The sequence below is a fragment of the Lentzea guizhouensis genome, from assembly GCF_001701025.1.
Lineage (GTDB): Bacteria > Actinomycetota > Actinomycetes > Mycobacteriales > Pseudonocardiaceae > Lentzea > Lentzea guizhouensis.
In genome coordinates this window covers 1474301-1501075 of record NZ_CP016793.1, presented here as the reverse complement: position 1 = coordinate 1501075, position 26775 = coordinate 1474301, and the positions used below count along the sequence as shown (strand labels likewise).

The window sequence follows — 26775 nt, the reverse complement described above, 5'->3', positions numbered from 1 at the left end:
AGTCCCGCGATTAGGGCGTCGAGTGACTTCGCCTGGACCCGCGAGAAACGTTGACACGAAGGGAGATGTGATCAGTTGGCGCTGTTCTGTGGCATCGACTGGGCCGAGAACCACCATGACGTCGCGATCATCGACGAGGCCGGAACGGTGGTGGTCAGCGGCCGGATCCGCGACAACGCCGAAGGGTTCGCCCGGCTGCTGGCCATGCTCGCCGACGCCGGCGACACCGCCGAGCAACCGACGCCGGTGGCAATCGAGACCGACCGAGGACTGCTCGTCGCCGCCCTGCGTGCGACCGGCCGCAGCATCTACGCGATCAACCCTCTGTCGGCATCGCGTTACCGCTCCCGCCACCAGGTCTCGGGAGCGAAGTCCGATCCGGCCGACGCGGTCGTGCTGGCCAACATTGTCCGCACCGACGCGCACGCCCACCGGATGCTGCCCGCGGACACCGAGCTCGCCCAGGCCGTGCGCGTTCTCGCTCGCGCGCAACAAGACACCGTCTGGGCCCGGCAACAGCTGGGCAACCAGATCCGCTCCCTGCTCAAGGACTTCTACCCGGCCGCCCTCGCCGCGGTCAGCCTGCTGCCCAGCGGCGGCCTGGCCCGCGCGGACGCCCGAGCGCTGCTGCGCACCGCACCGACACCGGCAGCAGCCGCACAGCTGACCCGCACACAGCTGCGGACCATGCTGACCGAAGCCGGGCGCCGCAAGCACATCGGCCGCGACGCCGATGCCCTGCACGACCTGCTCAGCCGCGAGCAGCTGCGCCAGCCACCGCTGGTGGAGAACGCCATGGGCCTGCAACTGACCGCGCTGCTGATCCAGTTCGAGGCAGCATGTGTCGCGGCCGACCAACTGCAAGAAGCCGCCGAAGCCCACTTCGAGCAGCACCCAGACGCCGAGATCATGGTCAGCTTCCCAGGACTGGGAATGCTGAGCGGCGCTCGGGTGCTCGCGGAGATCGGTGACGACCGCTCCCGCTTCGCCGACGCTCGAGGCCTCAAGGCCTACGCCGGCTCCGCACCGATCACTCGCGCCAGCGGGAAGAAGAAAGTCGTGCTGCACCGGCACATCAAGAACCGGCGCCTGGCCGCCGTCGGCCACACCTGGGCGCTCGCCTCGCTCAAAGCCAGCCCCGGCGCACGACGCCACTTCGACGCCCGCCGCGCCACCGGAGACTGGAACCACCAGGCCCAACGACACCTGTTCAACAAATTCCTCGGGCAGCTCTACCACTGCCTTCAGCATCGACACGATTTCACCGAACATCGGGCCTTTCCACCTCCACTCGCTGCTGCGGCTTGACTTTCAAAAACCTGAGATGTCTTTCGTCCTCGTAGTCGTCCGGGTAGTCGTCGTCCTCGTAGTCCCAGTCGTCCTCGTATTCGTCGCTGTCCTGCGACTGCCTCGACGGCGCGCGGCTGGGTGTCGTGGTGGTGTGCGCGACGTAGGAGCCGTCGTCGAGGTCGTCCTCGGTGAGGTCCGCGCCGGAGGTGGTGATGACCTCGTCCGCGCCGGCCAGCCCCGCCGAAGGCGGCAGCAGGCTGTCGGGGTTGCACGCCGAGGCCAGCACCGCCGTGGCCTGTCCCGCGTCGAGCGGGGTGACCACGATCCCGGCCGGGGAGAGCAGCTCGATCCCTTCGCCGAGGCGACGCACCAGCCGTGACTCGGCGGCTCGCCGGGTACCGGCGTCGACCTGCGCGCTCGCCTGCTTGCGCTTGCCCGCCATCGACCCGAGCACGGCCAGCGGTCCGGGTCCGCCCAAGCCGTCGGTCGGCGCGGCAGCGCCGAGCGGCTCGCGCAGCACGAGCAGCACCTGGCGGCGCAGCAGGTCGGACTGTTGCCCGAGCTGCACCAGGTAGTCGGCGTGCTCGACCGCCGCGGCCTCCAAGGCGGGGTGCGGCAGCCCACCGGCGCGCTCCCGCAGCTCGGCGATCTGGGCCGAGAGGTCGAGCCGTTCGGTGCGCACGAGCACCTGCACTGGCGCGGTCAGCGAGTGCAGGTAGCGGCCGAAGCTCGCGACCAGCGCCTCCTGCTCGTTCGGGGCCCGCAGCGCGAAATTCACCGTCGAGGCGACCGCGACCACCGCTAGGCCGTCCGTGCCGAGGTCGACCACGCCGGTCTCGGTGACGGCTTCGGCCGGCAGCCGCAACGCCGAGGGCGACACCTGCTCGTGCTGCCCGGCCCGGCTCTTGCCGCCCTTGCGGCGCCCGGCCGTCTGGCCCGCGGTGCGGTCGGTGGCCGGCGTGAGCCACGCGGGCGCGGGCGCACGCCCTCGGCGCGGCGACCCGGTGGCGGGGTGCGACCCGCTGGCGGATCGCGGCGACGAGCAGCTTGTCCATCGGCACGCCGTCGCGCTTGCCCAGTGCCAGCATCGCCGAGGCCGCGCCGACCGGGACCGCTACGGCCAGGAACACCGGGATCGGAACGAACGCGCGGGTGGCCGCCCAGATCAGGTAAAGCACCGCACCGGCGGCGGCAAGGATCGCGAGTTGCCGTGCGGTCAGCGGCCCGAGGACACGGTCGTGCATGTCGACATCGGCCGGGATACGGACGGGAGCGGTCATGAGGTCTTACCTCCTGGCTTCGGACGTGGCCGCGCCGGTGGCGGTGGGGGCGGGGGTGGTGAGCTGAAGACCGGCGTGGTCGGTGGCTTGGGTTTGGGTAGGTCCAGCGGCAACCGCAATTGCTGTCCCGCGCGCGGCGCGGACCGAGGCGGTGCCGTCGGTGGTGCCGGTGCCGGTGCCGGAGCGGGTGCGGGTTTGGGTGCGGACGTGCGGCGCACGCCGTCCAGCGGCAGCCGGTACTGGCCGCTGCGGTTCGCCCGGTTGCCCTTGTACGGGTCGAAGGGCAGCTCCGGTTGGACCACCCGACGTCCACTCGGTCGCGGCGGAGCGGGCGACGGCGGGCTTGCCGGGCGCGGCACTCGGCGCACGCCGTCCAGGGGCAGCGAGTACTGCCCGGACCGGTTCGGGCGGTTGCCCCGGTAGGGGTCCAACGGCAACTCGAGCTGCTTGCCCCCGGCCGCGCGGGTGCGACGACCGCCGGTGTCGGTCCTGGTGGGCGAGGCCGGTGGTGGCGTCGTGCGCTGGACGTCCAGGGGCAGCCGGTATTGCCCGTCGCGGCCGAGCACCGGCTTGTTCTCCGGCCAGTCGTCGCCCAACGGCAGCGCCAGCTGACGACCCTGCGAACCGGAGGACTTCGCGGTAGAACCGGCCTTCGTCTTCGGCGTGGGTTTGCCGTTCGGGCGGGTCCGGCGCACACCGGGCAGCGGCAGGACGTACTGCCCGTTCGCGGTCGTGCGCGCGTTGGCGTAAGGGTTGGGCGAACCGCCGCCGCTGGAGCCTCCACCGCCGTTGCCGCCGCCCGACGAGCGATGCTTCGGGCTCTTGCCGCCGCTCCCGCCGCCGAGCAGACCGAAGGTTTTGTAGGCGAGGAAGCCCTTGATCAGCGATCCGATGAGGCCGCCACCGCCGCGTCCCCCACGCACCGAGGACAACACCCAGAACGGAATCTTGAACAGGATGTACGTCAACGCGAGCGCGACCAGGATGTTGACCAACCCGGACGCGGTCGGGCCGAAGATGGTGAACCCGCCGGGGGCGAGGAACACCTTGATCGCGGTGATCAGCGTCAGGCTCTGGCCGAGCTGGATCGCCAGACAGCCGCCGTAGGCTTTCCACCACCAGTAGGCGATGCCCTCGGTCTGGGGCAGGGCGTGGAACATCAGCGCCAGCGGTGCCCCGGCGATGAGGATGATGGTCAGCGCGACCCGCACCACGTAGGTGACGAGCAGTGCGACGAGCAGTGCGGCGAAGACGATCCCGATGAAAGAGATCCAGTTGCTGCCGTTGAGGCTGGTCAGCACGAGGTTGCGCAGCATCTCGCCTGCGGTGTTCGCTTCGACCCCGCCGCCCATGATCGCCGCGACGGCGGCGTTGGCGATCTGGATGCCCTTCGTCGCCACCCACAGCGACAAAGCGCCCGCTAGGAACCCGACCACCAGTCGCGGCGCGAGTTCCTTGATGGAGTGCCGCGTTTGGACGGTCTGGTAGCCCATCGCGATGACCCCGGCGATGAGCACGAGCAGGCCGTAGGAGGCGAGCAGGATCTGCCAGGAGTTGTCCCACAGCTCGCCCACCCGCGGAAGCGAGTCCGGCATAGGTGTGGTCAGCAGGGTCTTGGACAGCAGGTCCAGCAGCGGGTTGAGCGCTTCGGTGACGATGCCCCGGAAGAAGGCGTTGATGGCCTCGGTGATGCAGGCACCGACGTCGGTGATCCCGCAGTCGTCCTTGGCCTCCTGGCCCTGTCCGGGCTGCCCGGTGCCGGGGTTGGTCGGCGGCGTGGTGGTGGTGCCGGGCTGAGGGATGCAGCCCTCGCCGGAGCACGGAGTCGACGGGGTTGTTGGAGACGTTGTGGTCTGCGTCGGCAGGGTGCAGATGGGCAGTGGTGGCGAGCCCGGACCGCAGGGGTCCGGGTCGACCGTCGGGATCGGCAGCGGCGGCTGGTTGGTCGGCGGCGCGGGCTGCGCGGCGGCAGCCGGACTTACCGGTGTGCCCGAGTCCGGAGCGAAGGCAGCCGAGGCGAGGGGGCCGCCCAACAGGACGACCAGGCTCACCGCCAACGCCACCAGCGCCCGGCTCCGCGTAAAGCGCACGAGCCTGATCCGGCGGGGCCGCCGGGAGCTCGTGGCCGGAGGCGCGAGCATCTCCCGGCGGTCCGCCGACACCGCGCCGCGTCGCGTGGTGGGCGTGGTGTCGTGCAGTGAGCCGACGGTGGGGCCGACCGATGTGGGTCGTGGGGCAGACCTGACCGGCCTGTTCGGCGGGCGCATCGGTCAGGCCCCCACGATGCCCTTGAGCACGGTGACGACCAGTGGTGCGAGTGCGGCCAGGGCGTAGCCGATCCCGGCCGCCTTGAAGCACTCCTTGGCCTTTTCCTGCTCGCCGGGGTCACCGCCGCCGAACACGCGGCGGACGCCGCCGATGGTGAGGAACACCGTGGCCAGCCCGGCGAGGATGCCCATCAGCCAGTTGCGGATGTTGGTCAGGACCTCGTCGACGCTGCCCGCGATCGCGAGCACCACGGTGTCGGCGTGGGCTGTCGCGCCAGAGGCCAGAAGTGCCAGCAGCGCCAGGTCGGCCACCAGCAGCACGCGGCGTCCGACGCTCCAACGGCGACCACTTCGCCCCGTGGAGGTCGGAGGTGTAGAGCTGTCGCTGACCGGCAGCAGCGGGCCGGCGCACATTGGTGCGCGGGCACGCGAGGTCGTCTCGCGGCGAGTCAGGACGGTCCCGCGGTGAGGGCGGTGGTCACCGGGCCGGCGGGGGTGGTGAGGGCGAACAGGGGTACGAGTCAGGCGCATCGCGACACTCCCGGAGTCGTGCCCGACAGCCGCTGCGCCGAGTGCTGTGTGGACTCGGGATGCGGCGCGGGCGAAGAGGTGGTGTGCGCGGGGGTGGCTGGTCTCCTCCCGCACCCCTGAACTCCGGAAAACAGGCCCTGCGGGGACACGCGCTCGCCGACTTTCTTCGCCGCGCGCGTCGCCAACGCAGTGACAGTGCGTGACTCTGCGGCGGAGTCGGCAGAGTGTTCGGCGGCGGTGGTGATGGTCACCGCGTCGGCCACCTGGGTCGCTACATCGCCCTCGCGAGGACCGGCGTGTGAGGTGTCGCTGGTGTCGTCGCGCAGGTAGGCGACCAGGCGGTGCTCGGCGCGCAGGCGCGCCTTCTTCGCCGCTTGATAGGAGAGGTCGCGCTCGGCCGCGGCGTCGGCCAGCGGCACACCTTCGAGCCGAGTTGAGCCGATCAGCTCGGCCTCGGCGGAGGTGATGGCGCCTTCGGCGACGGCGCGGGCCAGGACGAAGTCGGGATGGCCCCACGGAGGCGACGGCATCGTCGAGCGGAACCCGTGTCCCGACGGCACCGGCGCGTCCAGAGCCTCGCGCACTGCCGTGTGGCCGGCACGGTAGGCGGCCCAGCGCAGCCGCAACATGACGCGCGGACGACGCAGGTCGATCTCGCCCAGCTCGGCGACGAACCCGGCCAGCACTGCGGCGTGGATGTCGCTCGGATCACCGGCGAACTTCGCCGACAAGGTGGCGGCGATGGAGGTCAGTGCGGGCAGCGCGACCCCGACCGCGCCGACGGTCCACGTGCCGCCTTCGGTGCGGGCGAGCAGGACCAGGTGCGCCCACGCCGCGTCCCGCAGCGTCTGCGGGCAGCGGCGGCGCAGCAGCCGGTCGCGCAGCTCGTTCAACGGCACTCGCCGCGCCGGGAGACCGGGGAACAACCGGCCGTCCACCGACACCGGGTGCGGCCCGGTGACCAGCCACTCGAACGCCGACCGCGCGGCGTCCAGAGGCATGGAATCGCGCTCGAAACCCGAGCGCGGGAATCCCTCACGTGAACTCATGGAATGGCTCCCGAAAGCAAGTCGGAATCAACGACTCGTCCAGGACGCCACAGCAGGTAGTACCAACCGGTCACCAAACTGGTACTGAACTACTACCGCAGAGGTACCGGCGATCATCAAACCCGCGCAACGGATGCCGCAAGATCCACTTTTAACACGTGATTTCAAGATCGAAAGGACGTGGTCAGTAATGCTCTTTGAACAGTCTTTATGTGTTCGCGGTACTAGTTCGGTACTAGTTTGGTCAGCGCTGTGAGCGCGACATCACCCGCTGCCCCCCGTGGACATCATCGCGATCTTCGGCGCGATCCGGAAAAGCGTTCATCCTCTTCTTGCTGACGCGCACCTCTCCTTGCGCGCGCACGCGTGCGTGAACCATTTCCCGGGAATTCTCGTGGCTGTGGATCGAGCTTGAAAAAGTTGACGGGGGCGTGTCCCCACAGGGGTCGTATTTCGGAGTTCAGGGGTGTCATCAGCGCCTCACACCGACAGGCGCATCCAGCTTGGCGAAGGGACACCCGTGACCCAGCCCGACAACTCCGCCCGCCGCTCGCCCCGACGGTGCGTCGACTCCACCCACCCGGCTCCGTCCCGCCCCGGCGGTAGCCGGGGCGGCGACCGCCGACCGTGGCCGACCGCCCCGACCACCACGCGCGTCAGCCCCGGTAAGCCCGCGAAGTCCGCAACCGGCACCGGCCGATCGCGGTCACGCGGCTCGGCCTCGACCCCGACTCCGGCAACCGTCTGGACGGGCGGCGCAACCCCGATCGATCTCGCCGCCACCTGGCCCGCGGCCCTCGTCGAGCGGATCGTCACCTCGTTCAGCAAGCCCACCGAACGAGTCGTGCTGCTGGACTGGCCGACCCACGAGCGCACCCGTCCGACGCTCGGCGTGGTCGGGGCCGACGGCGTCATCGACCACGCGCCCAGCGCCGAGCCTGACCCCGAACTGGCCGACACCATCGCCGTCGTCGAACGCCTCGGCCGCGCCGCACGCGTCGAACGCATCCCGGTCGACCCGACCTCGACCGGCCCGGCGTCCCGACCGTTCTGGGCCGACCTCGTCGGCGGCGTGGACCTGGCTCCCCGGACCATCCCCACCGCGCCGGAGGCCACCGTCGCGGTGCCCGTTCCGGGCATCGCAACGAACCCCAGCGACGCCGCCGACTTGATCGTGGCGAGCCTGCCGCCACACCTGTCCGGCAACCAGAGCGCGGACCTCGTTGCGCTCTACGCGGCACGGCGGCTCCGGGTTGGCGGCACCCTCGTCGTGCTCACGCACTGTGACTGGACCTCGGGTGAGCTGACCGACCCGACGGGCGCGGTGGTGACCGCCGGGCAGAACGCCGACCTGCTCTACCTCCAGCACATCGTCGCCCTGCACGCACCCGTCCGCGACGGCCGGTTCCACCTCGCCGACACGCAGTCCGACGACCACCTCGACGGCGCCTTCGGTGGCCGCGACACCGCCGACGCCGACGCGCGAGCCCGCCACCGTGCCGTCGTGCGCGGACTGCCCGCGCCGCATCGGCGCATCCACTCCGACGTCCTCGTCTTCGCTCAGCCGCACGACCACCAGCCGACGCCTACGGCGGTGCCGGGTGCGTCCACGGACGCGGTCTCGCGGCCCGAAGACATCCGATGACAGCCGCACCTCGCCCCAGGCCGAACGACGACTTCGCCCACCTCGGACCGCACCGCCAGGAAGGCACACCCGTGACGCACGACGCCCCTCGACAGCACGCCGCCGAGTCCTTCGAGCCGACCGCCGCAGCGGTCGGCGACGAGCCGACCCAGCGCATCCTGCGCGCGCTCATCGCCGCGCTCGACACCTCGCCCGCCGCTGTGGACAACTCTGTGGACAGCGGCGAGCAGGAGGGCGGCGCGGAGCCATCCGCGGTGTCGGTGTGGACGACCGCGCAGTCCTCGCCGGCCGCGCAGCGCAAGAACAAGTACACGCCCGAGTCGACCGCGCACCCGGCCAAGATGCTGCCCGAGGTCGTCCGGCACGCCGTCACTCACTACACGAAGCCGGGCGAGCTGGTGCTGGACCCGATGTGCGGCATCGGCACCACCCTCGTCGAAGCCGTCCGTCTCGGCCGCCGCGCCGTCGGCGTGGAGTACGAACCCCACTGGGTCGAGGTTGCGAACGCGAATCTCGACGTCGCGCGGGAGCAGGGTGTCGGCGGTGAGAAGGGGATCGACGCGCGGGTGTTCCACGGCGACGCCCGCCAGCTCATCACGCTGCTGCCGCCGGAGTACGTCGGCCAGGTGGCGCTGGTGGTGACCTCGCCGCCCTACGGTCCCTCGACCCACGGGCAGGTGTCGGTGTCGCCCGGCGCGGGGGTGCAGAAGTACCACCACCTCTACGGAAACACCCTTGACCGCGGGAACCTCGCCAACATCGGCCACCACCGGCTGCTGGCCGGGTTCACCCGGATCCTCGCGGCGCTGCGCACGTTCCTGAAGCCGGGCGGGCACATCGCCATCACCATCCGGCCGTGGCGGGAGCACGCCGAGCTGATCGATCTGCCCTCGCAGATTCTCGCCTGCGGGCGCGCGGCCGGCCTGATCCCGGTCGAACGCAACGTCGCGCTACTCGCCCGCGCCGCCGAGACCGACCTCGTGGCCCGCGGCAGCTTCTTCCAGCGCGACTTCATCCGCAAGCAGCGCGAGGCGGGGCTGCCGCTGCATCTGATCGCCCATGAGGACGTGCTCGTCTTCCGCACCGCCCTCTTGTCCCGGAATTCGCGCGAACTCAAGCGTTCTCAGCACGCACTTGGTGCTCCAGCGCGGTCATTGTCGAGGGTGGACAGTGGGGTTCGCGACGAACCCGAGGGCGTGGCGGCATGAACGCCCCACCACGCCACACCCGGCGCGGACCACAGCCCAAACCGGGCACCGTGGGAGCACCCGCATCGCGACGGCTGTGCGTTCCCGAGAGCCCAGGTCCGGTCGTGGGGTCCCTCTGCGCCGGCTATGGAGGATTGGACCTCGGCGTGCTCGCCGCACTCGGCGGAGGCCGCATCGCCTGGTGTGCCGACCCCGACCCGCACATCCGCCAGATCCTCGACGCGCGGATGCCGGGCGTGCCGAACCTCGGCGATCTTCGCACGGTCGACTGGACGGCCGTGGAACCGGTCGACGTGCTCACGGCGGGCTGGCCCTGTCAGGACATCTCCGCCGCCGGACGGCGCGCGGGCATCGAGAAAGGCGCGCGCAGTGGACTGTGGACCAACGTCGTGGAGAGCATTCGGATACTACGACCAGCGTTGTGCGTGCTGGAGAACGTCTCCGCGCTTCGGTGGCGCAACGGAGGACTCCACCGTGTACTCGGCGACTTGGCCGAAGCAGGGTATGACGCTCTCTGGCGTAGCGTTCGCGCCGCCGACGTCGGCTGCGCGCACCGGCGCGAGCGGGTGTTCTTGTGTGCCTGGCCCCGCGCCCATGCCCGATCTGGGCGACGCGGAGATGCTACCGACGCCGACCGCGCACGACGGCTCCTCCAACGGTATCTCTGCGGCCAGCAGGCAGGGCGGACCGTCGTTGCTGGACCGGCTCCGGCTACTGCCCACACCGACGGCGGCGGACTCCCGGTCGGCGGCGATCCAGAACGTGCTCACGCCCGGACGCCCGACACCCAGCAGGGTGCGTGACACTCACCGACTCGGTCCGGTTGCTGCCCACACCGACAGCCTCGGATGCGAAGAACTGCACCCATCGATCTCAGGCGGGCGGCCCGTCGTTGTCCGACCATTGCCGTCTGCGGCAGACCCCGCAGACCTCCAACACGAGCATGGCTGCAGTGGTGTTCCTGCCGACGCCGCGAGCGACCGACGGGACCAAAGGCTGTCCCGCGCAACGCGGGTCCAAGGGCGATCTGATGCTGCCGTCAGCGATCATCCGACTGCTGTCCCGCAGCACGCCGGACGACACGGTCTAGCGTCCAAAGAGGACTCCGCCGAGCCCGCCGTGCCGCCGCCTGCCGTGCACACGGTCGTGGACTGGGGGGAGTGCGCCCCGGCCGTACATCGGTGGGAACGGCTACTCGGCAGGCCCGCGCCCTACCCGACCCAGCCAGGACACCACGGGCGCCCCGTGTTGGCGTCGGCCTTCGTAGAACATCTCATGGGGCTGCCACAGGGCTGGATCAGCGATCTTCCTTTGCCACGTACCGCCAAACTCCGCGCCCTCGGCAACGGAGTTGTTCCGGCCCAAGCCGCCTACGCCGTATCGCTGATGCTGACCGACCTGGCCGCACTCCTCGCCGACCGGTATTCGCAGGACGGGCGGAAGGCGACCGCGGCATGAGCGGCCAGCAGTCTCTTCCCCAATCCGGCCCGCCTGCTCCTGCGCTCCGCCGAGCCCGCCGAACACCAACCCGACGACACCCGGCGCCGAGCACAGCGCCCGGTGCTCAGGGCTCGGGCTTGCCCTGTCCCGGTCACACGAGCACCACACCACCGGACCGTTGCCCACATTCTCAGCACCCCGGAGGGCTAGATGATGTCGCCGCTATCCGTCACGTCCGAGCCGACCGGTTCCGGTGCGCTCGCGACCGCATTCGTCCATGACTTCCTGCCAGTCTTCGCGATGGCCGCTGGTCTGCTTGCCGCGACATGGCTCGCCTGCGCGATCATCGTCACAGTCGGCGCCTACCTCGGTCTGCTCGTGTTCCACGGCGTTTGCACGCTAACCCGTACGGTCATCCGCTGGATCCGGCGCCGCTGGGCGTCCGAATACGCCCATCTCGTCACCGTCAACGCCGACGGCGTCACCACCACTTCCGTCAACCCACGCCGCGCCCGCCGGTGGCACGCACAGCCACCGACACCCGACGACATCCCGCGATCCAGCGACGGACGGAGCACGCCATGATTCCGTCCGGCACCGAGCGACCTCGCTGTTCAGACGAAGTAGGAATACACGAGGTGGGTGTCACGCAGGTACCGACCGCTGCGCAGGAACTCCCCGAGCCGGGGGCACAGCTGCTGTACACCCCCGGCCAGGCCGCCGTGATCCTTACGGTCAAGGAGTCCTGGCTGCGCAGGCAAGCTGGACAGCGCCGGATCCCGTCCACCCGTCTCGGCAAGCACTTGAGATTCTCCCACGCCGATCTGGACGCGATCGTCGCGTCCGCACAATGCGCTACTCGCACCCGTGCGCGAGCGCCTCGACATCAGCGATGACCTGGACGCGTCGACGGTCACGGACCTCTTAGGACTGTCCAAAGTTCTTGTATGTCAATGCTTCCGCTTTTCGCGGTATCGAGCGTCCATGTGTTTGTCACATCCGCGACCCCCACACCACACCGGAGGCGGTCAACATGGCCTGGGCAGAACAGTGCGGCGACAACACATGGCGTGTCCGCTACCGCCGCGGCGACAACAGCATCGGCTCGATCCCTGGATTCCCCACTGAGCAAGCCGCGCAGGACCACATCGACGACATGAAATCCGATCAGCGCAAAGGAACCTGGCTCGACCCCGTCGGCGGCCAGACCACCCTCGGCGAGTTCCTCCCCGACTTCTGGGCCGCGATCGACGTCGACCTGCGCACCGAGGAGAACTACCGCAGCATCGTGCGCAAGCACATCGAACCCCGTTGGGGCGACACCGCCTTCGCCGACTTCAAGAACCTCAAGATCCAGGCGTGGGCCAAAGAACTCCGCATACATCTGTCACCGGTCACGGTGCAGGGCATCACCAAGCTGCTGTCGCTGATCCTGTCTGACGCGGTTGACGAGAAACTTATCGCGGCCAACCCGATCCGGCCACCTCGCCGGGGACGACGACGCCACGGCCAGCGCCCGAAGAAGAAAGTCTGGGCCGAACCCGTCGAACTGCTCGAAGTCGCCGACCAGATCGCCGCCTGCTACGGACCCAGCGGCGCCATCTTGGAAGTCACCGCCGGATGGACAGGAGCCCGCTGGGGCGAACTGACCGGCCTGCAACGGCACAACGTGCACCTGTTCGACGACGACACCGGCTTCATCGTCATCGACCCCGACACCGGCACCCTGCACGAATCCGCCTCCGGCAAACTGTGGCTCGGCCCGCCCAAGACCGAGGCCTCCGCCCGCACCATCAGCCTCGTCCCGTTCAACGTCCGACTGCTGCGCATCCAACTCGCCACCCACAAGCACCCGCACGTCTTCATCGGCCCCGACGGCGGCCTCCTGCGGCGCAGCAACTTCGCCCGCCGCGCCCAACGCCCCGCCGCCGACGGCAACCTCCACGTCGACAACCCCAGGATCCGGCTACACCCAGCCAAACCCGGCCTGACCTTCCACGGCACCCGCCACAGCCACAAGACCTGGATGATCGACGACGGCATCCCCGAAATCGCCCAGGCACTCCGTCTCGGCCACGTCATGCCCGACAAGGTCCAGGAGACCTACTCCCACGTCGCCGCCGCCGTCGAAGCACGCCTGCTGCAACACCTGCAGGAACGCTGGGAGAAGGCCGTCATCAACGCACCCGTCGACATCGACAGCAACTGGCGCGTCGCCGCGTGACGAAGCCGCTCAATCCTTTGCCGCCACAGGGAGGACTTTGACCATGCCGGTGGCGCCCACCAGCAGGCCACACGCCAAATACGACGTGACCCGTTGTCTCCGGAGTCACCCGAACAAGGACGCGATGGCTCGCTTGTCCTCGTCACCCCAAGTCAGGCAAGGCCGGCACCCAGGGGCCAGCAGAAGCTCACGCCAGAGGCAGCGATGCCCTCCAGGATCGCGTTGACGAATGCCACTTCGTGTTGCCCGAGCAGGCTGCCAGGCTGAGGGATCTCGGCGCTGGCGTTGCGGTGCCGATCCATCGACGCGACACGAGCGACCTCAAGGAGTTCCGCCGCACGCGTGAAGACCAAGGCGACGGTGCCAGGTGTTCCGGACCGCCGGTGTGAATCTGAGGAGGCCGCCTTCAAAGGACTGTCCCCGCCCCCGCCTCCTGCGGAGCGCGCATCGTTTGGCGCGTTCCGCAGGTGTTGGTGACAGACTCGAGCAGTTTCCCGGCCACGATGCGGAGCTTGGTGTTCTCATGCTGGGATCGTTCCACGAGCATGGCGAAGGCTTCGTCGGCCGAGCAGCTGTGCACCGCCATCAGCACACCTTTCGCCTGGTCGATGACACCGCGTGACACCAGCGCCCGTTCCAGTTGTTCGACCCGCTCGCGCAGGCCTTGCCATCGCTGTGCGCCGCTGACCGTGGCCGATGCCGCTGTGGTGAACAGCCGCATGAGGCCTTCGTCGAACGGATCGAAGGCTGACGCCGTGTAGCTGTAGATGTTGAGCGAGCCGATGTGCTGCTCCTCGGTTCCGTCCGACGCCGGCAGCATCACGGGAACGGCCAGGTAGGCGCGTACTCCGTGCTCGGCTGCGGCGGCGTCGAACTCAGGCCATTCGTGGCTTTGCTGGCCGACGACCGCACGCACGGCCTTGCGGGTGCGTGCGGGCTCCAGGCATGGGCCGCGGTTGGCGTTTGTACTTGCTTTTCGTCGACCTCGACGAGACGGGTGTCCGTGGCGACCGCCGTGCTCGGCTTCTCCAGCGTCGCGATGGAGACGGTCACAGCGTCCGCGTCGGGTGTCGCTTTGGTCGTTGTCTCGGCCAACTGCTGCAGCGCGTCCTCCAGTGGCTCCTCGCCGGTGACGGCGTCGCGCAGCGCGGCAGCGCGTCGCTGGTCTCGTCGAGGCGCTCCAGGGCATCGCGGTGATCGTGGTTCTGCGACTGGGCGGATGACGGCTGGAATGCGCGCGTCTCGTCTGTCACGTCCGCAGCACTCCTTCGCGGTTCAACGGGGAGTCTGCGGCCGGCCGCTTGGTGAACGCGCGCCAGCGAATGATACGGCTGCCGGTCGCATTGTGGCGGGACTTGCCGAGGCGACCTGGGGAGTCGCAACCGGGCCGGCGGCAGGTAGCTGGGTGCTTCAACGTCCCGCGCCGGCGGCGGCCGGGACCACTGGAAGCGGTCCTACCGTGCGTGCACGCACGTGCACGGCCTTCCATCAGTACCCGACTGTTCCTGGCGCACTCCTCCGGCGAAGTTCTGATGGGCCCTTCTCGGCTTGTTCCGCGTTGCAAGGGTCGGGGCGAGGAATGAGCCTGCGCTTATCTGACGAGGAGGGCCGCAGCGTGAGGCGCGGCTGGGGTAGCGCGCAGCTGCTCATGGCGTGGTCGCGCGACCTGGCCGCCGACATGGCGAGGCTGTCGCACAACAGTCTCCTGGGCGGCCTGATGGCGCAGGACAACCCCGGCTTCAGCTTCACGGAGGTGGAAGGGTGCGTGCAGGTCGTGTTGCTGATGTTCGCGGGCCTCGAACCCTCACGCCACCTGATCGGCAGCGCGGAGCTCGGGCTGCACCGGTTTCCCGAGCAGCGGGGGCTGCTGGCGAAGCAGCCTCGCCTGTGGCCGGACAAGGCGGGCTGCTGATTCCATGGAACATCGGACTCGGGTCGAGGGCACGGGATTTATCGCAGGTTCACTCTGACCCGTGACCAGAATCCTGCCGATCCCCGGGTGAGGTGACGCAGGGCAATCGCTAGGCAGGTCTGACCGCCACTATTGAGTCGAGTCCGGGGTGACGATCGCTCGCCGCTCGGTCACTGCGAGCAGAAGCTCCTCGCGATGGTGATCGCGCAGTCCTCAGACCAGTTAGGAACCCTGTCCTCGTGGCTTCGCGCGTAAGACGTGAGTTTCTTTGAAAACGCCGCGACGTTTTCGTCGGGTTCACTCGATTGGTTGGGTTCGGCTTCGGAGTCGAGCGGGATCACGACTCTGGTGGTGGTCTCGATAAGGGGTGTGCGTCGCGCACCGAGATTGTCCGAATCGTCTCTTGGAGGGACGGCAATGTCCGAGTCAACTGTGACCGCCTCGAAGTCCAGCGGGTACAGCGCACCGGCCCAGAGGTCGGGAAGCGGCAAGGCGGATCTGGTCAGCAGCCACGGCACGACGTCGATCGCCGATGGTGTCGTGCAGAAGATCGCCGGTCTCTCGGCGCGGGAGGTGCCAGGTGTGCACGGGCTCGGTGGCGGGGCGGCGCGGGCGTTCTCGGCGATCCGGGAACGGATTCCCGGTGCGACCGCGTCGGCGGGCCAGGGCGTGTCGGTCGAGGTCGGCGAGAAGCAGGCGGCGGTGGATCTCCAGATCGTCGTCGAGTACGGGGTGGCGATCACCGACGTGGCGCAGGCCATTCGCCGCAACGTCATCGGCGCGGTGGAACGGATGACCGGCCTGGAGGTGGTGGAGGTCAACATCGACGTGCAGGACCTGCACATCCCGTCCGACGACGAGGACGAGCCCACCGACAACGGCCGGGTCAAGTGAGCTCGGATCCCGACGCCGCACGGATCGCCGCCGCCGTGCGGGCTCTACCCGAGGTGGTGGGCCTGCACGGCGGGCGGTTCGGTGAGGTGGCGACTTTCACGCCGCCGCACCGGACTGTCGGGGTTCGGGTGCGCGAGGACGAAGTGACGGTCAGCGTGGTGGTCGGCTACCCGTTCGCCGCCGGTCGGGTCGCGCAGGCGGTCCGCGGCGCTGTGGGCGCCGCCGGCGCGACGGGTGTGCCGGTGCACGTGGTGATCGGTGACCTGGTCGAACTGGGGCTGCCGCACGGCGAGCACGCGGGTGGTGCGCTGCGGGAGCCGCCCGTAGCAGCGGGTGATTTCGCGGAGGTGACGTCATGAGCAGGACGCAGATGGGCTTGCTGATAGGTGTGTTGCTGGGGCTGGCGGCCGCGGTGGGCGGGTTCGGGGCGTTCGCCGCGACCGTCGTCTTCGGAGCGGCAGGTCTGCTGGTGGGTCGTTACCTGGACGGCAAGCTCGACCTGTCCCAGTTCGCCGGCCGCGATCGGGGCTGACGAACGTGACCGCAACGATCCCCGCTCCGCTCACGGCGATGCCGCAGCGCGACAGTGGCCCCCGAGTAGTCGCCGATGCCTCCGGACGCGGTGCGCTGCGGATCTCGGAGGAGGTCGTGGCGCGCCTCGCCGGCCACGCGGTCCTCGAGGTCGACGGTGTCGGTGGTGCCGTCGACCAGGTGCTGGGAGTGAGCCTCGGCGGGAAACCTCACGCCCAGGACGCGAAGGTCTCCGCGCACGTCGTGGGCGACACCGCGACGTTGACCGTGCGGCTGTCGCTGACCTATCCCGCGCCGGTCGCCCGCACGGTGCAACGCGTGCGTGAGCACGTGGTGCGCCGGGTGGGCGAGCTGACCGGGCTATCGGTCACTCGAGTCGACATCGCCGTGACCGCGTTGCACAACGACACCGCAACCCTACGCAGGAGGGTCGAGTGAAACGACGTCCCAGCCGAGCGATCCCGGCTACGGTCACCGCGCTGATTCTGCTCGCGGCAGCGGTGGTCGTCGCGGTCGTGGCGATCCAGATGCTTCTTCGCGAACCGGCATGGGTGAACTACGGCGCGGTCGCTGGCTACCTGCACGGACTCCGATGGACCGGCACAGCCGTGGCCGTTGCTGGTGGCGCCGTCGCGGTGCTGGGCCTGCTGCTGGCGTTCGCGGCCGTGGTGCCCGGCGCGCCGACAGTGCTGCCGATGCAGGGCACGCCGAACTCCGGTGCGTCCAGCCGCGGCATGCGCTCCACGCTGCGCGCCGCCGCCTCCACCGTGGACGGTGTCAGCGGCGCGACCGTCGCCCTGCGCGGACGACGGGTGAAGGTCCGCGTGAACACCGGCCGTACCCGCCCGGAAGGACTGGCCGACGCGGTCCGCGCCGCGGTCGCACGCCGCCTTGACCAGATCGCTCCCGTCGCCCGGCCCGCCGTGTCGGTGCGGGTCCGCTCACCAAGGAAAGCGTCGTGACCGGCCCCCGCCGCCCTGCGCGGCTCAACCGCACACTGCTGGCCGCGATCGGTGTCGCACTGCTCGCAGTGGGCGGGTTCACGCTCGCCACCCACTTCCGCGTTCTGCACCTCGTTGACCCCGGTGCACCTGTCGTGCCCGCCGTCGATCCGCCTCCGGCGTGGGCGCTGTACGCCGCAGCCGGCATGGCGGTCCTGGTCGGCCTGCTGGCGCTGCGCTGGCTGCTCGCACAAGCCGTTCGCGGTCCCAGTTCACCTACCTGGCGTGAAGACACCGACCTCGGCCACACGGAACTCTCCGCAAACACGGCCGTCGCGCCGCTTGCCGAAGAGCTACGCACCTATCCCGGAGTACACGAAGCCCGCGCCACGCTCACCGGCCCGCGCGACGCCCCGGAACTCGCACTGATCATCGTGATCGAGCAGGACGCAGATCCCGCCGACGTCCGCCACCAGCTGGAGGACGAGGGCTTGCCCCGACTACGTCAGGCACTCGAACTGGACACGGTTCCCACTGACATCGAGTTCCGCTTCGCCACCGCCACGACACGCAGCCTCCGCTGACCACACCAGCCTCCGCAGCTGATCAGTCATTGACGTTCCCCCGACAGCTCGGAGACTTTGATCCTCACCCCGTTTGGCGGAGCCGAGTTGCTGGAGTTCAGGCTACGGGAGCGATCCTGGCGTGTCGGAGTTCGTACTCAATCGGTGTGAGCATTCCGAGTGCGGTGTGGCGTCGGCGGCGGTTGTGGAACATCTCGAGGTACTCGAACAGGGCGTTGGCCAACTCGAGGCGGGTGCGCCATCGTCGGCGGTCGAGCAGCTCGGTCTGCACGCGTCCCCAGAACGATTCGATCATGGCATTGTCGTAGCAGTCGCCGATCGACCCCATCGACGGCAGAAGCCCGGATTCCTTGGCACGTTTGGTGAAAGTCCATGACGTGAATTGGACTCCGTGGTCGGAGTGGATCACCGTGTCCGACAGCGGGGACCGGTTCGAGATGGCCATGCCGAGCGCGTTGGTGGCCAGGGCTGCGGTCTGACTGGAGTCGATCGACCAGCCGACGACGCGCCGGGAGTGCACGTCGAGCACGACCGCGCAGTACACCTTGCCTTCACGGGTGGGATGTTCGGTGATGTCGGTGACCCACAGTTGGTTCGGCGCGGCGCGGGCGAAGTCGCGGTCGACCAGGTCCACCGCAGTGGGCGTGTCGTGCTTCGGTCGCGGCCGGCGCCGGTTGGGCAGGCCCTTGATTCCGTTGCGGCGCATGAGAAGCGCGATGGTGTTGTGTCCGACGGTGATCCCGCGGCCGAGGGTAAGTTCGGCGTGCACCCGTGGGGCGCCGTAGACCTGGAACGACTCGACGTGGATCTCGCGGATCAGGTCGACGAGCCAGGCTTGGCGGATCGCCCGCGGCGAGGGAGCGCGGCCTCGCCAGTCGTAGAAGCCGGACTCGGACACCCCGAGCACGCGGCAGGCGAGCTGGATCGACCGCCCTTCGGAGACGATCACCGTGACCGCCTCATATCGCCTTTTGGGCTACTGCTCTCCTTGAGCAGTTCGGCGGCGCGGCGGTGGACGGCGACCTCGGCCTCGAGTTCGGCGATCCGTCGACGCGCGGCGACCAGCTCGGCGTTGTCGGCGCTAGTCGTCCCTGGAATCTGTCCGGTGTCGATGAGCTCCTGGCGGCGCCAGGCGTAGATCGTCTGGTCGCTGATGTCGAGGTCCGCCGCGACCTGGGCGACGCGTCGTTCGGTCCGGTGAAAGCATCCGGCGCGGGCAGACAGGAGCAGTCGGGACTTCTACGACTACCTCGGTGTGCCCTGGCAGTTCTCGAACGGCCCCGCCGGTGCACCTGACCGCGGTCGCTACGGCGCCGTCGACTGCTCGGGCTACGTCCGGCTGGTGTTCGGCTACCGCCTCGGCATGCCGCTGCTCAACACGAACACAGCCGGGCCTGGACTGCCGCGCCGTGCCTTCGCGATCTCCGAATTCGGCCCCAGTGGTACTGAGCCGAAAACGGCGAACAGCCGGGAACAGCGCCACCTCGGCGCGGCCGACGCCGAGGGCTGGCGGAAGCGACGCGATGCTCCTCGGAGCGCGGGGCGGCACGCGCGCGTTCACCACTGCGGCACGGCGGCTGCGCACAGGGCAACGGTGACCAATGCGAGCCAGAGAATCTGGTCGCGGTTCTGCGCGTAGATGGTGAACCCGGCCGGGAATGCCAACAGCACGAGCCCGAACAGCGGACCTGCCCTGCTACGCGGCCTGACTACCACAGCTGGTTTTCCGGTAGTGGTGGTCGCGGCACAGCCACCGCGACCACCTGGACAAGACGCTGCCCTAAGCCGAGTGTTGTGACTGACAGAAGATCGTCAGTTGTCGCGGAGGCGACTGTCAACGGTCCATGTGACCAATCTGAAGCGCACCCGGAGGTCAGGCTTTGCGGCCCACGGCGCAGAAGTCGTTGAACCACTCCGGGTTCTCTTCGGCCTCGTCGCCGGGGTCCGGGCGCCACTGCGGCAGGTATACCAGGCCGGGTTCGACCAGGTCGAAGCCATCGAGCAGGGTGGCGATCGCGGCTCGGGACCGCAGCGTCAGCGGGGTAGGTGTCCCTTTGGACAACCGCTGGAGACCTTCGACCTGTTCGGGGTCGCCCTCGCTGCTGAAGTGCGACAACACCAGATAGCTGCCCCTGGGCAGCGCGTCACGGAACCCAGCGATGATCTTCGCCGGAGTGTCGGAGTCCGGAATGAAGTGCAGGAGAGCGACCACCAGCAGACCGACCGGCCGGTCGAAGTCGATCAGCTCGCGCACACCCCGGAATCGGCGAGAATCCGGTCTGGCTGACGGGCATCGCCGCGCACTGCGGTCGCGAGCGGGTTGTCCGCGAGCAGCGTCCGGCCGTGTGCAACGGCGACCGGGTCGATGTCTATCTAGGCGACGCGGGCCAGTGGGTTGTGCCGCTGGGCGATCTCGTGCACGTTGCCGACGGTGGGGATGCCCGCGCCGATGTCGAGGAACTGGTCGATCCCGGCATCGACCAGGAACCGCACGGCACGTCGCAGGAACGCGCGGTTCGCCTGCATGATGCGCGGTAGCCCTGGATACACCGCGACCCCTTGATCGGCCATCGCGCGGTCGATCGCGAAGTTATGTCCGCCACCGAGGTAGTAGTCGTACATCCTGGCCGCGCTCGGCCGGTTCACGTCGATCTCCTCAGGTGCCCAGCTCGGTCGCTCCACCAGGGGATTCCTTCCCGTCAGCACTTCATAACCTCTCTCGCCCGGCTGGCGGGGCAGTATCTCAGCCAGCAGTAGCCGACGGAAGGTAGCCGATGTTCTCCGTGCGCGTGGCTGTCGCGCGTTCGCCGTGACGTTTCTGGTGGGCTGTGGCGCGCAACCCAGCGCTGCCCCCACCACGGCGCCCACGCCTACCTCTACGCCTGTGTCGTCTCCGGTCACCGCGTCGAGCGTGCCGGTGGTCGAGGCCCGGAACAGTTGCGGTTCACCGCCAGGACCCTGGACGGCGCCGAGATCTCCGGTGCGGCCCTGGCGGGCAAGCCGGTGGTGCTGTGGTTCTGGGCGCCGTGGTGCCCCAAGTGCCAGCGCGAGGCCCCCGGGATGTCCAAGGAACTCGGTTCCTCCGTCACGTTCGTCGGTGTGGCCGCGCTGGACCAGGTGCCCGCCATGCAGGGCTTCGTGGACAGGTACGACCTCAAGTCCTCCCAGCACATCGCCGACACCCCCGCGACGGGCCCGTGTGACCTGTCTGAAGGCCAGTGCTTTTGTGGCGCGTTTCGGTCTGGGCGCTGTGGGACGACTACTTCGACTTAGCGTTGCCCTCCAGTTTCCGTGAGGTCGGCGAGTGGCCGACCTGCCGCATCACGGCCATGTTGTCCAGCATGGCGATGATCTGCCGGTCCAGGTACCGCAGCGTCGGATCGGCGTCGAGGTCCTTGCCTAGCGGGCGGCAGATGGAGTCGTGCAGGCGGCGTAGCTGTTTGTCGATCGAGCTGAGGCGGATGGTCAACGCCAGCGCGCAGCGGCAGGGGTCGCGGGTGACGACGTACACGTCGCCGTCGTAGACGAAACTCGCGCCCTCGTCGACGGCCTTGTAGTCGCGGATGTGCGCCTTGCCGTTCTCGAACTGCCCGCGGGTGAGGTGCTGGCGTTCCCGGATCTCACTGCTGCGCAGACCGGTCTCGCCGGCCTGGGCCACGACCTCCCACACCGCGTCGGCGGCGCGGACGCGTGGCATCGGGTCACGCGGCGTCTGCTCGGGCGGGGTCATCACGTTTCCCCTTCCAGGAGCTTGGCGAGCGCTTCGTCCATCGTGGTGTCACCGGTCTTGATGACCGTCTCGCACCAGTCGGCGGCGGCCCGGACCCGGTTGATGTTGTCCAGCAGCGTCTGTGTGGCCTTGCGGTCGTACTCGGCGACATGCAGCGAGGGCACCACACGTTGCATCTGGGTGTAGAAGGTAGTGCAGATGCCCAGCAGCTCCAGCAGCTCGCGCCCGGCTTCGGAGTAGTGCAACGCCGGTTCCCGCTGCGGGGGCGGTTCGCTGATGATCGGTTCGGCGTCGCGCCGTTGCTGGTAACGAGACATCTCCGCCCGGTGCAGGATGTGCCGCGCGGAGGGATCGGCGACGACCTGCTCGGCGACCTCGGGGCGGCGCAGCATGTCCGTCACGGCCAGGGCCGCATCCTCGTGGCGGGGCAGCAGGTCCCGGACGCGATTGACGCGTTCCTCGCGGCTTACGGGATGGTGCGGCGTTTGACCGACCGCGCGCTCGGCCTCGTTGACCGTCCAACGGCGCTCGCCGCTGACTGGGTCGATCGGCGGATTGAGGATCTTACGGAAGCGGTTGGGCTGCGGCGCGAAGATCATGTGCACGGAGAAGCTCACGCCGGGCGCGCGCCTGTCCCTGGGCCACGCCATCGCGACCTGCCGGTATTTCGTCAGGGTGCGCGGTGAGAGACCGATCTGGTCGGCGAAGGCCTCCAGCACCCTGGCGACTCCGTGATCGGCGAACTCGTTGCGCTGCTTGGGAACCATCTCCAAACACAGGTCCCCGAGCTGGAACTGCGCGTCGGTCTTCTTTTGCACGAGGTCACGCCCGCGTTTGACATAGGCGCTCCACTGCCTGCTGGTGAACCCTTCGGGGCACGTCATCGCATTCCTCCTGCTGGTCGCTTGATCCAGCGGGGCGCGGTGCACCCGAGAGCCTGCACGTGCGGTGTGGGTTCACGAGTGCCCCGGCACCCGCAATCGTTGACCCTTCTGAGTCCTACTTCGCCTTCCTGCGCCGAACCTGGCGGCGCGCTCCCGGCTGCCTTGGCAGATAGCCGAGTCTGCTCTGCTCTCCGCCTGGCATCAAGGCCGACCCACGATCCTGGATAGGCGGCGAAAGATCAAGGGATTCGCTGCCAATCCGGTCCTCTCTCAACGGCGGCGGGAAGGCTGGGCCCGCTCAGCAGTCGCAACGTGTGGTCGCCGCCGTGATGTGGTGCCGCGTGGCGCCGATGATCAGATCGAAGCGTTCCGGGAAGCCGCACAGCCGCCGCCCGCTGGCGGCCCAGGTCAGCGCAATCGACGCACAAGCGGGTCCGAACGCGCCGGCTTGGTCGAATCGGATCTGGTGTCCATCGCGGATACCGGCGAGCCATGCCGTGTCCGAGATCGGTCTGGTGACCACGGCGGCGCCAGGTAGCGAGGCCAGGGTGCGGGCGAGCCACTCGGTAGTTTCGCTGGGATCGTCGTGCACCACGATGTCGGCCAGCTGCAAGGCGGTCTCCGACGGCTCGTTAGTGTGGACCACGAGATGTGCGCCGTCGCCGAGGGGCCGACCGTGCAGGACTGAAGCGGCGGGGAACCGCGTCACGGTGGCCGTCATGACGTCACTGTCGTGTCCCAGTATTACGTGAACCGACTGCAGGACAGCGGTGTGGGCGTCGATCTCGGGGAAGGGGAGCGTGACGGCTTCCGCCGGCGTGTTCGGCTCTGGCAAGTTGAGCAGGCGGTAGAACTCGGCTCGCAGCAACGCGTGCGACTTGAGTGGCACGGACGTCGTGAGCTCGGCGAGCTCCCTGATGTCGCTCGGCTGGCCGTGGGCGAGCAGCTTCTCGACTTGAGGTCGTAGTCGCTGGGACGAGTCGAGCCGGGATGCCGCGGTCAGGAACCTGCCGATAGCAGAGGTGGGGTCGACGGTGTGGTGTGGTGCTTCCGCCAGAGCGATCTGGCGGCCGAGGGAAGCTGCGTAGAACGTCACCGAGCCGTGGTCGCCGATGACGAGATCGGCGGCGACGAGACCGGCACGCCAGCCTTCGTCGGCGGGGAACACCCGCACGCCTGATCGCGTGCAGGATTCCAGCCAGCGGCGGATCTGCCAGGGGGAGTGGGCGGACCATGTGTTCGGGTGCAGGGCGATGGCGATCGCGTAGTCGTCGAGCGGAAGTTCCGCGCTCAGGCGCTCGACGAGATCTGGCTGCCGGCCGTACAGCGATGCCGGTCCCCACGTGGAGGAGATGACGATCAGGCGCTGGGAATGGGCGATGTCCAGGGCTTCGCGATACAGGTGGCGCAGGGGCAGGCTGGCCAGCATCCGGTCGAAGCTGGGATCACCCGCGACGACAGCGACATTGGCGGCCTCGGGGCAGGAGCGCTGCAGCCGGTCGAGCTGCTCAGGATGGGACAGCACCAGTGACGACGCGATGACCTGACCGTCGTGTAGCAGCCATTCCGGCGACAAACCGAAAACCGGTTTCCGGTTTCCGGTTTCCGGTTTCCGGTTTCCGGTTTCCGGTTTCCGGTCAAGGATCTTATTATATCCCATTCCGTGTGGCAGTACGATCAGGGGTGTCTTCAACTCGTGCAGCGGGCCGCCGTGACTGGCCGCGATTGCGAGGTGGAAGTGCGTGTCAACGGCGAGCCGCCACGGAATGGGTGTGACCTGGCGTGCACTGAAGTATTCGGCCAGCTGGCCGTGGAACGGCGATGATTCGGGGCAGGTGAAATGCACCTGCACCCGGTCGTCCTCGGCGAGGATCGGCAGCACGTCGAAAAGCCGGGTGGCAGCCGTGACGTTGTGCACGACGGCCAAGACGGTTCGCTCCACCGGGCGGGTCACCCACGGTGAGGTCCGGTCGAGAAGTTCTGGCCGTTGCACGTTGAACACAAGCCGCGATCCTAGCTGGGATCACACTGAGTGCGAGGCGTGTGACAGAGACGATAAAGTGCCGACCTTGACCAATTCGCGCAGGCGGGGAGGCTCAGCGTGACTGATGGGAGACGCGTCGACAACCGCGTCAAGGGAACCGCCAGGACCATCGTTCAAGCGGGATCGATCGGGGCGCTGACCGTGCACCAGTTCCAACAGTTCGAGCTACCTGTCCCAGCCCAGCTGCCCATGGCGATCCGTACCCTGGTGAACCAGGAGCACGTGCTGGCCGCTCTCGACGAGGTCCTCGGCGCGCTGAACGAGGATCCCGCGATCGTCGTGCTCGTCGGCGCTCGCGGCAGCGGGAAGTCCACGGCGGCCGTCTACTGGCTGCAGCACCATCGGGACCGGTTCCCGGACGGGCAGCTGCGCGCCAACCTGGGAGCGTGGTCGGATCACGCGTCGGCTCCGGCCGCGGTGCTGCTCGACTTCATCACCTCGCTCGGTGTTGATCGAGCGGAGGTGCCGGCGGATCTCGAGTCACGCGTGAACCTGTTCCGTTCGCTCACCGCGGGACGATCCTTCCAGATCCTGCTCGACGATGCGGTCACGGCGGCACAGATCAAGGACCTGTTGCCGGGACCCGGCCGCTCGATGGTGATCGTGACCGGCCAGGGAGGATTCGGCGCACTCGCCGATCACGAAGCGGCCTTCATCGACGTCGAGCCGCTCAACGACGACATGGCGGTCCAGCTGCTACGCGGTTACGCGGGTGGCAGGGTTGATGCCGAACCGGCGGCGCGCGACGCGGTGGTAGCGCTGTGCGGAGGTCGGGCGGTGGCGCTGAGCGTGGTCGGTCGCGTGCTGCACGACGCTCCGGACCTGCCGATCAGCGAACTGCTCGACGAGCTGGAGTCCGTCGGCCTCACCACCATGACAGTCGGCGACGAACCCACGATCGCCGCCGTGCTCGATGCCGGCTATCGCCGGCTGACAGAACTCGCGCAGCGCTGCTATCGAACGCTGGGACTGCACCCCGGCGGGACCGGCGTGTCTGTGCAGGCGTTGGCGGCGGTGATGAAGCTGCCTGAGCGCCAGGTGCGTCCGGTGGTGCGGGAACTGGTGCACGGCAAGCGGATGATCGACCAGATCGACGGGCGCCTGCAACTCGACGCCCTGGTGCACGAACACGCCCGCAACACTGCCCGCGAGATCGACGGCACCGACGTGTGCGACATGAGGAAGCGCGCTTTCGTACGCTGGTACGCCAAGGGTGCGCTGGCAGCCGATGGCGTGCTCCAGCCGCACCGGCCATGGGTGCGACAGCTCTTCCCCGAGCTCGTCATCGACGCCGAACACCCGGCACATCGCAACGCCCGGGACTGGATGCTGGCCGAACGCGCTGTGCTGCAGGCGATTGTTCGGCTGGCCGCTGATCTCGGCGAGCTGGAGTCGGTGCTGCACCTATGCGTGGCGCAGTGGTGGCTCTACGAATCCCAGAAGTACTCCGATGATCTCGTTGCCACCCATGAAACCGGCGTCGAGGCGGCGGATCACCTCGCTCGTCCATCGGTGAAGGCCCTTCTCCTGGTGCAGAAGGGCTATGCAGAGCGAACCCGAGGCCGGTTCACGGAGGCAGTGGACGTCCTCCGTGAGGCAGCCGGGCTCGCGCAGTCGCACAACGACCTGCAACTGGAAGCCACCGCGGTCGAGGGCGCGGGACTCGCCAGGTTCGAACAGGGCGACATCGCCGCGGCGAAGGAACTGCTCGACCGCAACCTCGGGCTCGCCCAACGCATCGGCGACCCGCGGCGCACCGCGCTGGCGTGCCTGCATGCCGCCAAGGCCGACGACCCGGACGAGGCATTGCGGCTGCTGACCGAATCACGAGCAGGCTTCCGGTCACTTGCCCAGCCCGACCTGCACAACCTCGCGAAGGTGGAACTCTGGCAGGGCCGCAAACTGCTCGAGAAGAACGAACGGCTGGACGCCGTCGCACACCTGGAGCAAGCACTCGCATCGATGACCGAACTCGCACGGCACTACGACCAGGCACAGGTCCTCGACGCGCTCGGCTACGCGCACGCCACCACGGATCCAGCCGCCGCCGACCGGTACTACCAACAGGCCCTGGAGATCTACGAGGAGACCGGCCACCTTCTGACCGCAGCGGCCATCCAGCACAAACGTGACTCGCTCGGTCGTTGAACCACGCCGGTGAGTGCCGGTCGGCCACGTCGATCAGGCTGCGCCTACCGCGCAGCACAGCACGGCGAGGGCGAGACCGGCCGCGGCTTTGGCGTCGTGGTCGATGCGGTGCCAGCAGGTCAGCCGGACCACATCTCGTTGCACGGCGAGCCAACACAAGGTGTGGCAACCCT

General features: G+C 68.7%; 29 protein-coding genes and 2 pseudogenes. 19 read left to right on the top strand and 12 right to left on the bottom strand.

Annotated elements, in window-relative coordinates; all coding sequences use genetic code 11:
* Window positions 1-75: 75 nt before the first annotated feature.
* Window positions 76-1308, top strand: a complete 1233-nt coding sequence (locus tag BBK82_RS07655; RefSeq protein ID WP_083267850.1) for an IS110 family RNA-guided transposase — start codon at window positions 76-78, stop codon at window positions 1306-1308.
* Here the strand turns inward: BBK82_RS07655 and BBK82_RS07650 are convergent.
* The 4 genes and pseudogenes from BBK82_RS07650 to BBK82_RS07635 form a co-directional block, all read right to left on the bottom strand.
* Window positions 1262-2570: pseudogene (locus BBK82_RS07650) on the bottom strand (PrgI family protein). The gene BBK82_RS07655 and the pseudogene BBK82_RS07650 overlap by 47 nt on opposite strands.
* On the bottom strand, window positions 2567-4660 hold the full coding sequence (locus tag BBK82_RS07645) for a TrbL/VirB6 family protein (RefSeq protein ID WP_237048072.1): 2094 nt from the start codon (window positions 4658-4660) through the stop codon (window positions 2567-2569). Before BBK82_RS07645 ends, BBK82_RS07650 begins: the two are co-directional and overlap by 4 nt.
* Before the next feature lie 180 nt (window positions 4661-4840).
* Window positions 4841-5158 carry a pilin gene (locus BBK82_RS07640; protein ID WP_065914378.1) on the bottom strand — a complete coding sequence of 106 codons (318 nt, stop codon included), beginning with the start codon at window positions 5156-5158 and terminating at the stop codon, window positions 4841-4843.
* A 200-nt stretch (window positions 5159-5358) separates the two neighbouring features.
* Window positions 5359-6369: a hypothetical protein gene (locus BBK82_RS07635; protein ID WP_154697160.1), complete on the bottom strand. Its 1011-nt coding sequence runs from the start codon at window positions 6367-6369 to the stop codon at window positions 5359-5361.
* 568 nt (window positions 6370-6937) lie between these two features.
* On the opposite strand from BBK82_RS07635, the gene BBK82_RS07630 reads away from it, so the two are divergent.
* From BBK82_RS07630 to BBK82_RS07600, 8 genes are all read left to right on the top strand, one after another.
* Complete coding sequence (locus BBK82_RS07630; protein WP_237048071.1) at window positions 6938-8062, top strand: immunoglobulin domain-containing family protein; 1125 nt, start codon at window positions 6938-6940, stop codon at window positions 8060-8062.
* A complete protein-coding gene (locus BBK82_RS07625) occupies window positions 8059-9270 on the top strand; it encodes a TRM11 family SAM-dependent methyltransferase (protein WP_065914376.1) in 1212 nt (403 codons plus the stop codon). The genes BBK82_RS07630 and BBK82_RS07625 overlap by 4 nt, the downstream gene beginning before the upstream one ends.
* A gap of 134 nt (window positions 9271-9404) precedes the next feature.
* Window positions 9405-10073 (top strand): DNA cytosine methyltransferase, encoded by a 669-nt coding sequence (locus BBK82_RS07620; protein WP_237048070.1) that lies wholly within the window; start codon window positions 9405-9407, stop codon window positions 10071-10073.
* The gene (locus BBK82_RS49940; protein ID WP_154697159.1) at window positions 10070-10360 is read left to right on the top strand and encodes a hypothetical protein; all 291 of its coding nucleotides are present in this window, start codon (window positions 10070-10072) and stop codon (window positions 10358-10360) included. The genes BBK82_RS07620 and BBK82_RS49940 overlap by 4 nt, the downstream gene beginning before the upstream one ends.
* Window positions 10361-10545: 185 nt before the next feature.
* Window positions 10546-10728 (top strand): hypothetical protein, encoded by a 183-nt coding sequence (locus BBK82_RS07615; RefSeq protein ID WP_154697158.1) that lies wholly within the window; start codon window positions 10546-10548, stop codon window positions 10726-10728.
* 192 nt (window positions 10729-10920) lie between these two features.
* A complete protein-coding gene (locus tag BBK82_RS07610) occupies window positions 10921-11295 on the top strand; it encodes a hypothetical protein (RefSeq protein ID WP_065914374.1) in 375 nt (124 codons plus the stop codon).
* Window positions 11292-11606 (top strand): helix-turn-helix domain-containing protein, encoded by a 315-nt coding sequence (locus tag BBK82_RS47290; RefSeq protein WP_083267847.1) that lies wholly within the window; start codon window positions 11292-11294, stop codon window positions 11604-11606. The genes BBK82_RS07610 and BBK82_RS47290 overlap by 4 nt, the downstream gene beginning before the upstream one ends.
* 47 nt (window positions 11607-11653) lie before the next feature.
* The gene (locus BBK82_RS07600) at window positions 11654-12934 is read left to right on the top strand and encodes a tyrosine-type recombinase/integrase (RefSeq protein WP_237048069.1); all 1281 of its coding nucleotides are present in this window, start codon (window positions 11654-11656) and stop codon (window positions 12932-12934) included.
* Window positions 12935-13086: 152 nt separating this feature from the next.
* Here BBK82_RS07600 and BBK82_RS07595 read toward each other — a convergent pair whose 3' ends face one another.
* A complete protein-coding gene (locus BBK82_RS07595) occupies window positions 13087-13287 on the bottom strand; it encodes a hypothetical protein (protein ID WP_065914371.1) in 201 nt (66 codons plus the stop codon).
* A 53-nt stretch (window positions 13288-13340) separates the two neighbouring features.
* The gene (locus BBK82_RS52675; RefSeq protein WP_335618059.1) at window positions 13341-14123 is read right to left on the bottom strand and encodes an ANTAR domain-containing response regulator; all 783 of its coding nucleotides are present in this window, start codon (window positions 14121-14123) and stop codon (window positions 13341-13343) included.
* Between the two features lie 426 nt (window positions 14124-14549).
* Between BBK82_RS52675 and BBK82_RS07585 the strand changes: the two genes are divergently transcribed.
* From BBK82_RS07585 to BBK82_RS07560, 7 genes are all read left to right on the top strand, one after another.
* Window positions 14550-14846, top strand: coding sequence for a hypothetical protein (locus BBK82_RS07585; RefSeq protein ID WP_065914369.1), 297 nt, complete (start codon window positions 14550-14552; stop codon window positions 14844-14846).
* A gap of 417 nt (window positions 14847-15263) precedes the next feature.
* Window positions 15264-15740, top strand: coding sequence for an Asp23/Gls24 family envelope stress response protein (locus BBK82_RS07580; RefSeq protein WP_065914368.1), 477 nt, complete (start codon window positions 15264-15266; stop codon window positions 15738-15740).
* Window positions 15737-16099, top strand: coding sequence for a hypothetical protein (locus tag BBK82_RS52285; RefSeq protein ID WP_065914367.1), 363 nt, complete (start codon window positions 15737-15739; stop codon window positions 16097-16099). The genes BBK82_RS07580 and BBK82_RS52285 overlap by 4 nt, the downstream gene beginning before the upstream one ends.
* Complete coding sequence (locus tag BBK82_RS51480) at window positions 16096-16272, top strand: hypothetical protein (RefSeq protein WP_170067880.1); 177 nt, start codon at window positions 16096-16098, stop codon at window positions 16270-16272. Before BBK82_RS52285 ends, BBK82_RS51480 begins: the two co-directional genes overlap by 4 nt.
* Window positions 16273-16277: 5 nt before the next feature.
* Window positions 16278-16709: an Asp23/Gls24 family envelope stress response protein gene (locus BBK82_RS07570; protein WP_237048068.1), complete on the top strand. Its 432-nt coding sequence runs from the start codon at window positions 16278-16280 to the stop codon at window positions 16707-16709.
* Window positions 16706-17233 carry a DUF6286 domain-containing protein gene (locus BBK82_RS07565; protein ID WP_065914366.1) on the top strand — a complete coding sequence of 176 codons (528 nt, stop codon included), beginning with the start codon at window positions 16706-16708 and terminating at the stop codon, window positions 17231-17233. The genes BBK82_RS07570 and BBK82_RS07565 overlap by 4 nt, the downstream gene beginning before the upstream one ends.
* The gene (locus BBK82_RS07560) at window positions 17230-17796 is read left to right on the top strand and encodes an Asp23/Gls24 family envelope stress response protein (protein WP_065914365.1); all 567 of its coding nucleotides are present in this window, start codon (window positions 17230-17232) and stop codon (window positions 17794-17796) included. Before BBK82_RS07565 ends, BBK82_RS07560 begins: the two co-directional genes overlap by 4 nt.
* A gap of 97 nt (window positions 17797-17893) precedes the next feature.
* Here BBK82_RS07560 and BBK82_RS07555 read toward each other — a convergent pair.
* Window positions 17894-19026 (bottom strand): annotated as a pseudogene (locus BBK82_RS07555) (IS3 family transposase).
* Between the two features lie 25 nt (window positions 19027-19051).
* Here BBK82_RS07555 and BBK82_RS49935 point away from each other — a divergent pair.
* Window positions 19052-19435: a hypothetical protein gene (locus tag BBK82_RS49935; RefSeq protein WP_154697157.1), complete on the top strand. Its 384-nt coding sequence runs from the start codon at window positions 19052-19054 to the stop codon at window positions 19433-19435.
* A 234-nt stretch (window positions 19436-19669) separates the two neighbouring features.
* Here the strand turns inward: BBK82_RS49935 and BBK82_RS56210 are convergent, their stop codons facing one another.
* Window positions 19670-20050, bottom strand: coding sequence for an SAM-dependent methyltransferase (locus BBK82_RS56210; protein WP_335618058.1), 381 nt, complete (start codon window positions 20048-20050; stop codon window positions 19670-19672).
* Window positions 20051-20169: 119 nt separating this feature from the next.
* A complete protein-coding gene (locus BBK82_RS56205; protein ID WP_335618057.1) occupies window positions 20170-20478 on the bottom strand; it encodes an SAM-dependent methyltransferase in 309 nt (102 codons plus the stop codon).
* A gap of 255 nt (window positions 20479-20733) precedes the next feature.
* Between BBK82_RS56205 and BBK82_RS07545 the strand changes: the two genes are divergently transcribed.
* Window positions 20734-21069: a redoxin domain-containing protein gene (locus tag BBK82_RS07545; protein WP_065914364.1), complete on the top strand. Its 336-nt coding sequence runs from the start codon at window positions 20734-20736 to the stop codon at window positions 21067-21069.
* Here the strand turns inward: BBK82_RS07545 and BBK82_RS07540 are convergent.
* The 3 genes from BBK82_RS07540 to BBK82_RS07530 form a co-directional block, all read right to left on the bottom strand.
* Window positions 21056-21526 (bottom strand): hypothetical protein, encoded by a 471-nt coding sequence (locus BBK82_RS07540; RefSeq protein WP_065914363.1) that lies wholly within the window; start codon window positions 21524-21526, stop codon window positions 21056-21058. The two genes, BBK82_RS07545 and BBK82_RS07540, sit on opposite strands and share 14 nt — an antisense overlap.
* On the bottom strand, window positions 21526-22410 hold the full coding sequence (locus BBK82_RS07535) for a DUF6192 family protein (protein WP_065914362.1): 885 nt from the start codon (window positions 22408-22410) through the stop codon (window positions 21526-21528). Before BBK82_RS07535 ends, BBK82_RS07540 begins: the two co-directional genes overlap by 1 nt.
* A 298-nt stretch (window positions 22411-22708) precedes the next feature.
* Window positions 22709-24412: a hypothetical protein gene (locus tag BBK82_RS07530; RefSeq protein WP_154697155.1), complete on the bottom strand. Its 1704-nt coding sequence runs from the start codon at window positions 24410-24412 to the stop codon at window positions 22709-22711.
* Between the two features lie 459 nt (window positions 24413-24871).
* Between BBK82_RS07530 and BBK82_RS07525 the strand changes: the two genes are divergently transcribed.
* Window positions 24872-26602 (top strand): hypothetical protein, encoded by a 1731-nt coding sequence (locus BBK82_RS07525; protein WP_472368033.1) that lies wholly within the window; start codon window positions 24872-24874, stop codon window positions 26600-26602.
* Window positions 26603-26775 lie beyond the last annotated feature (173 nt).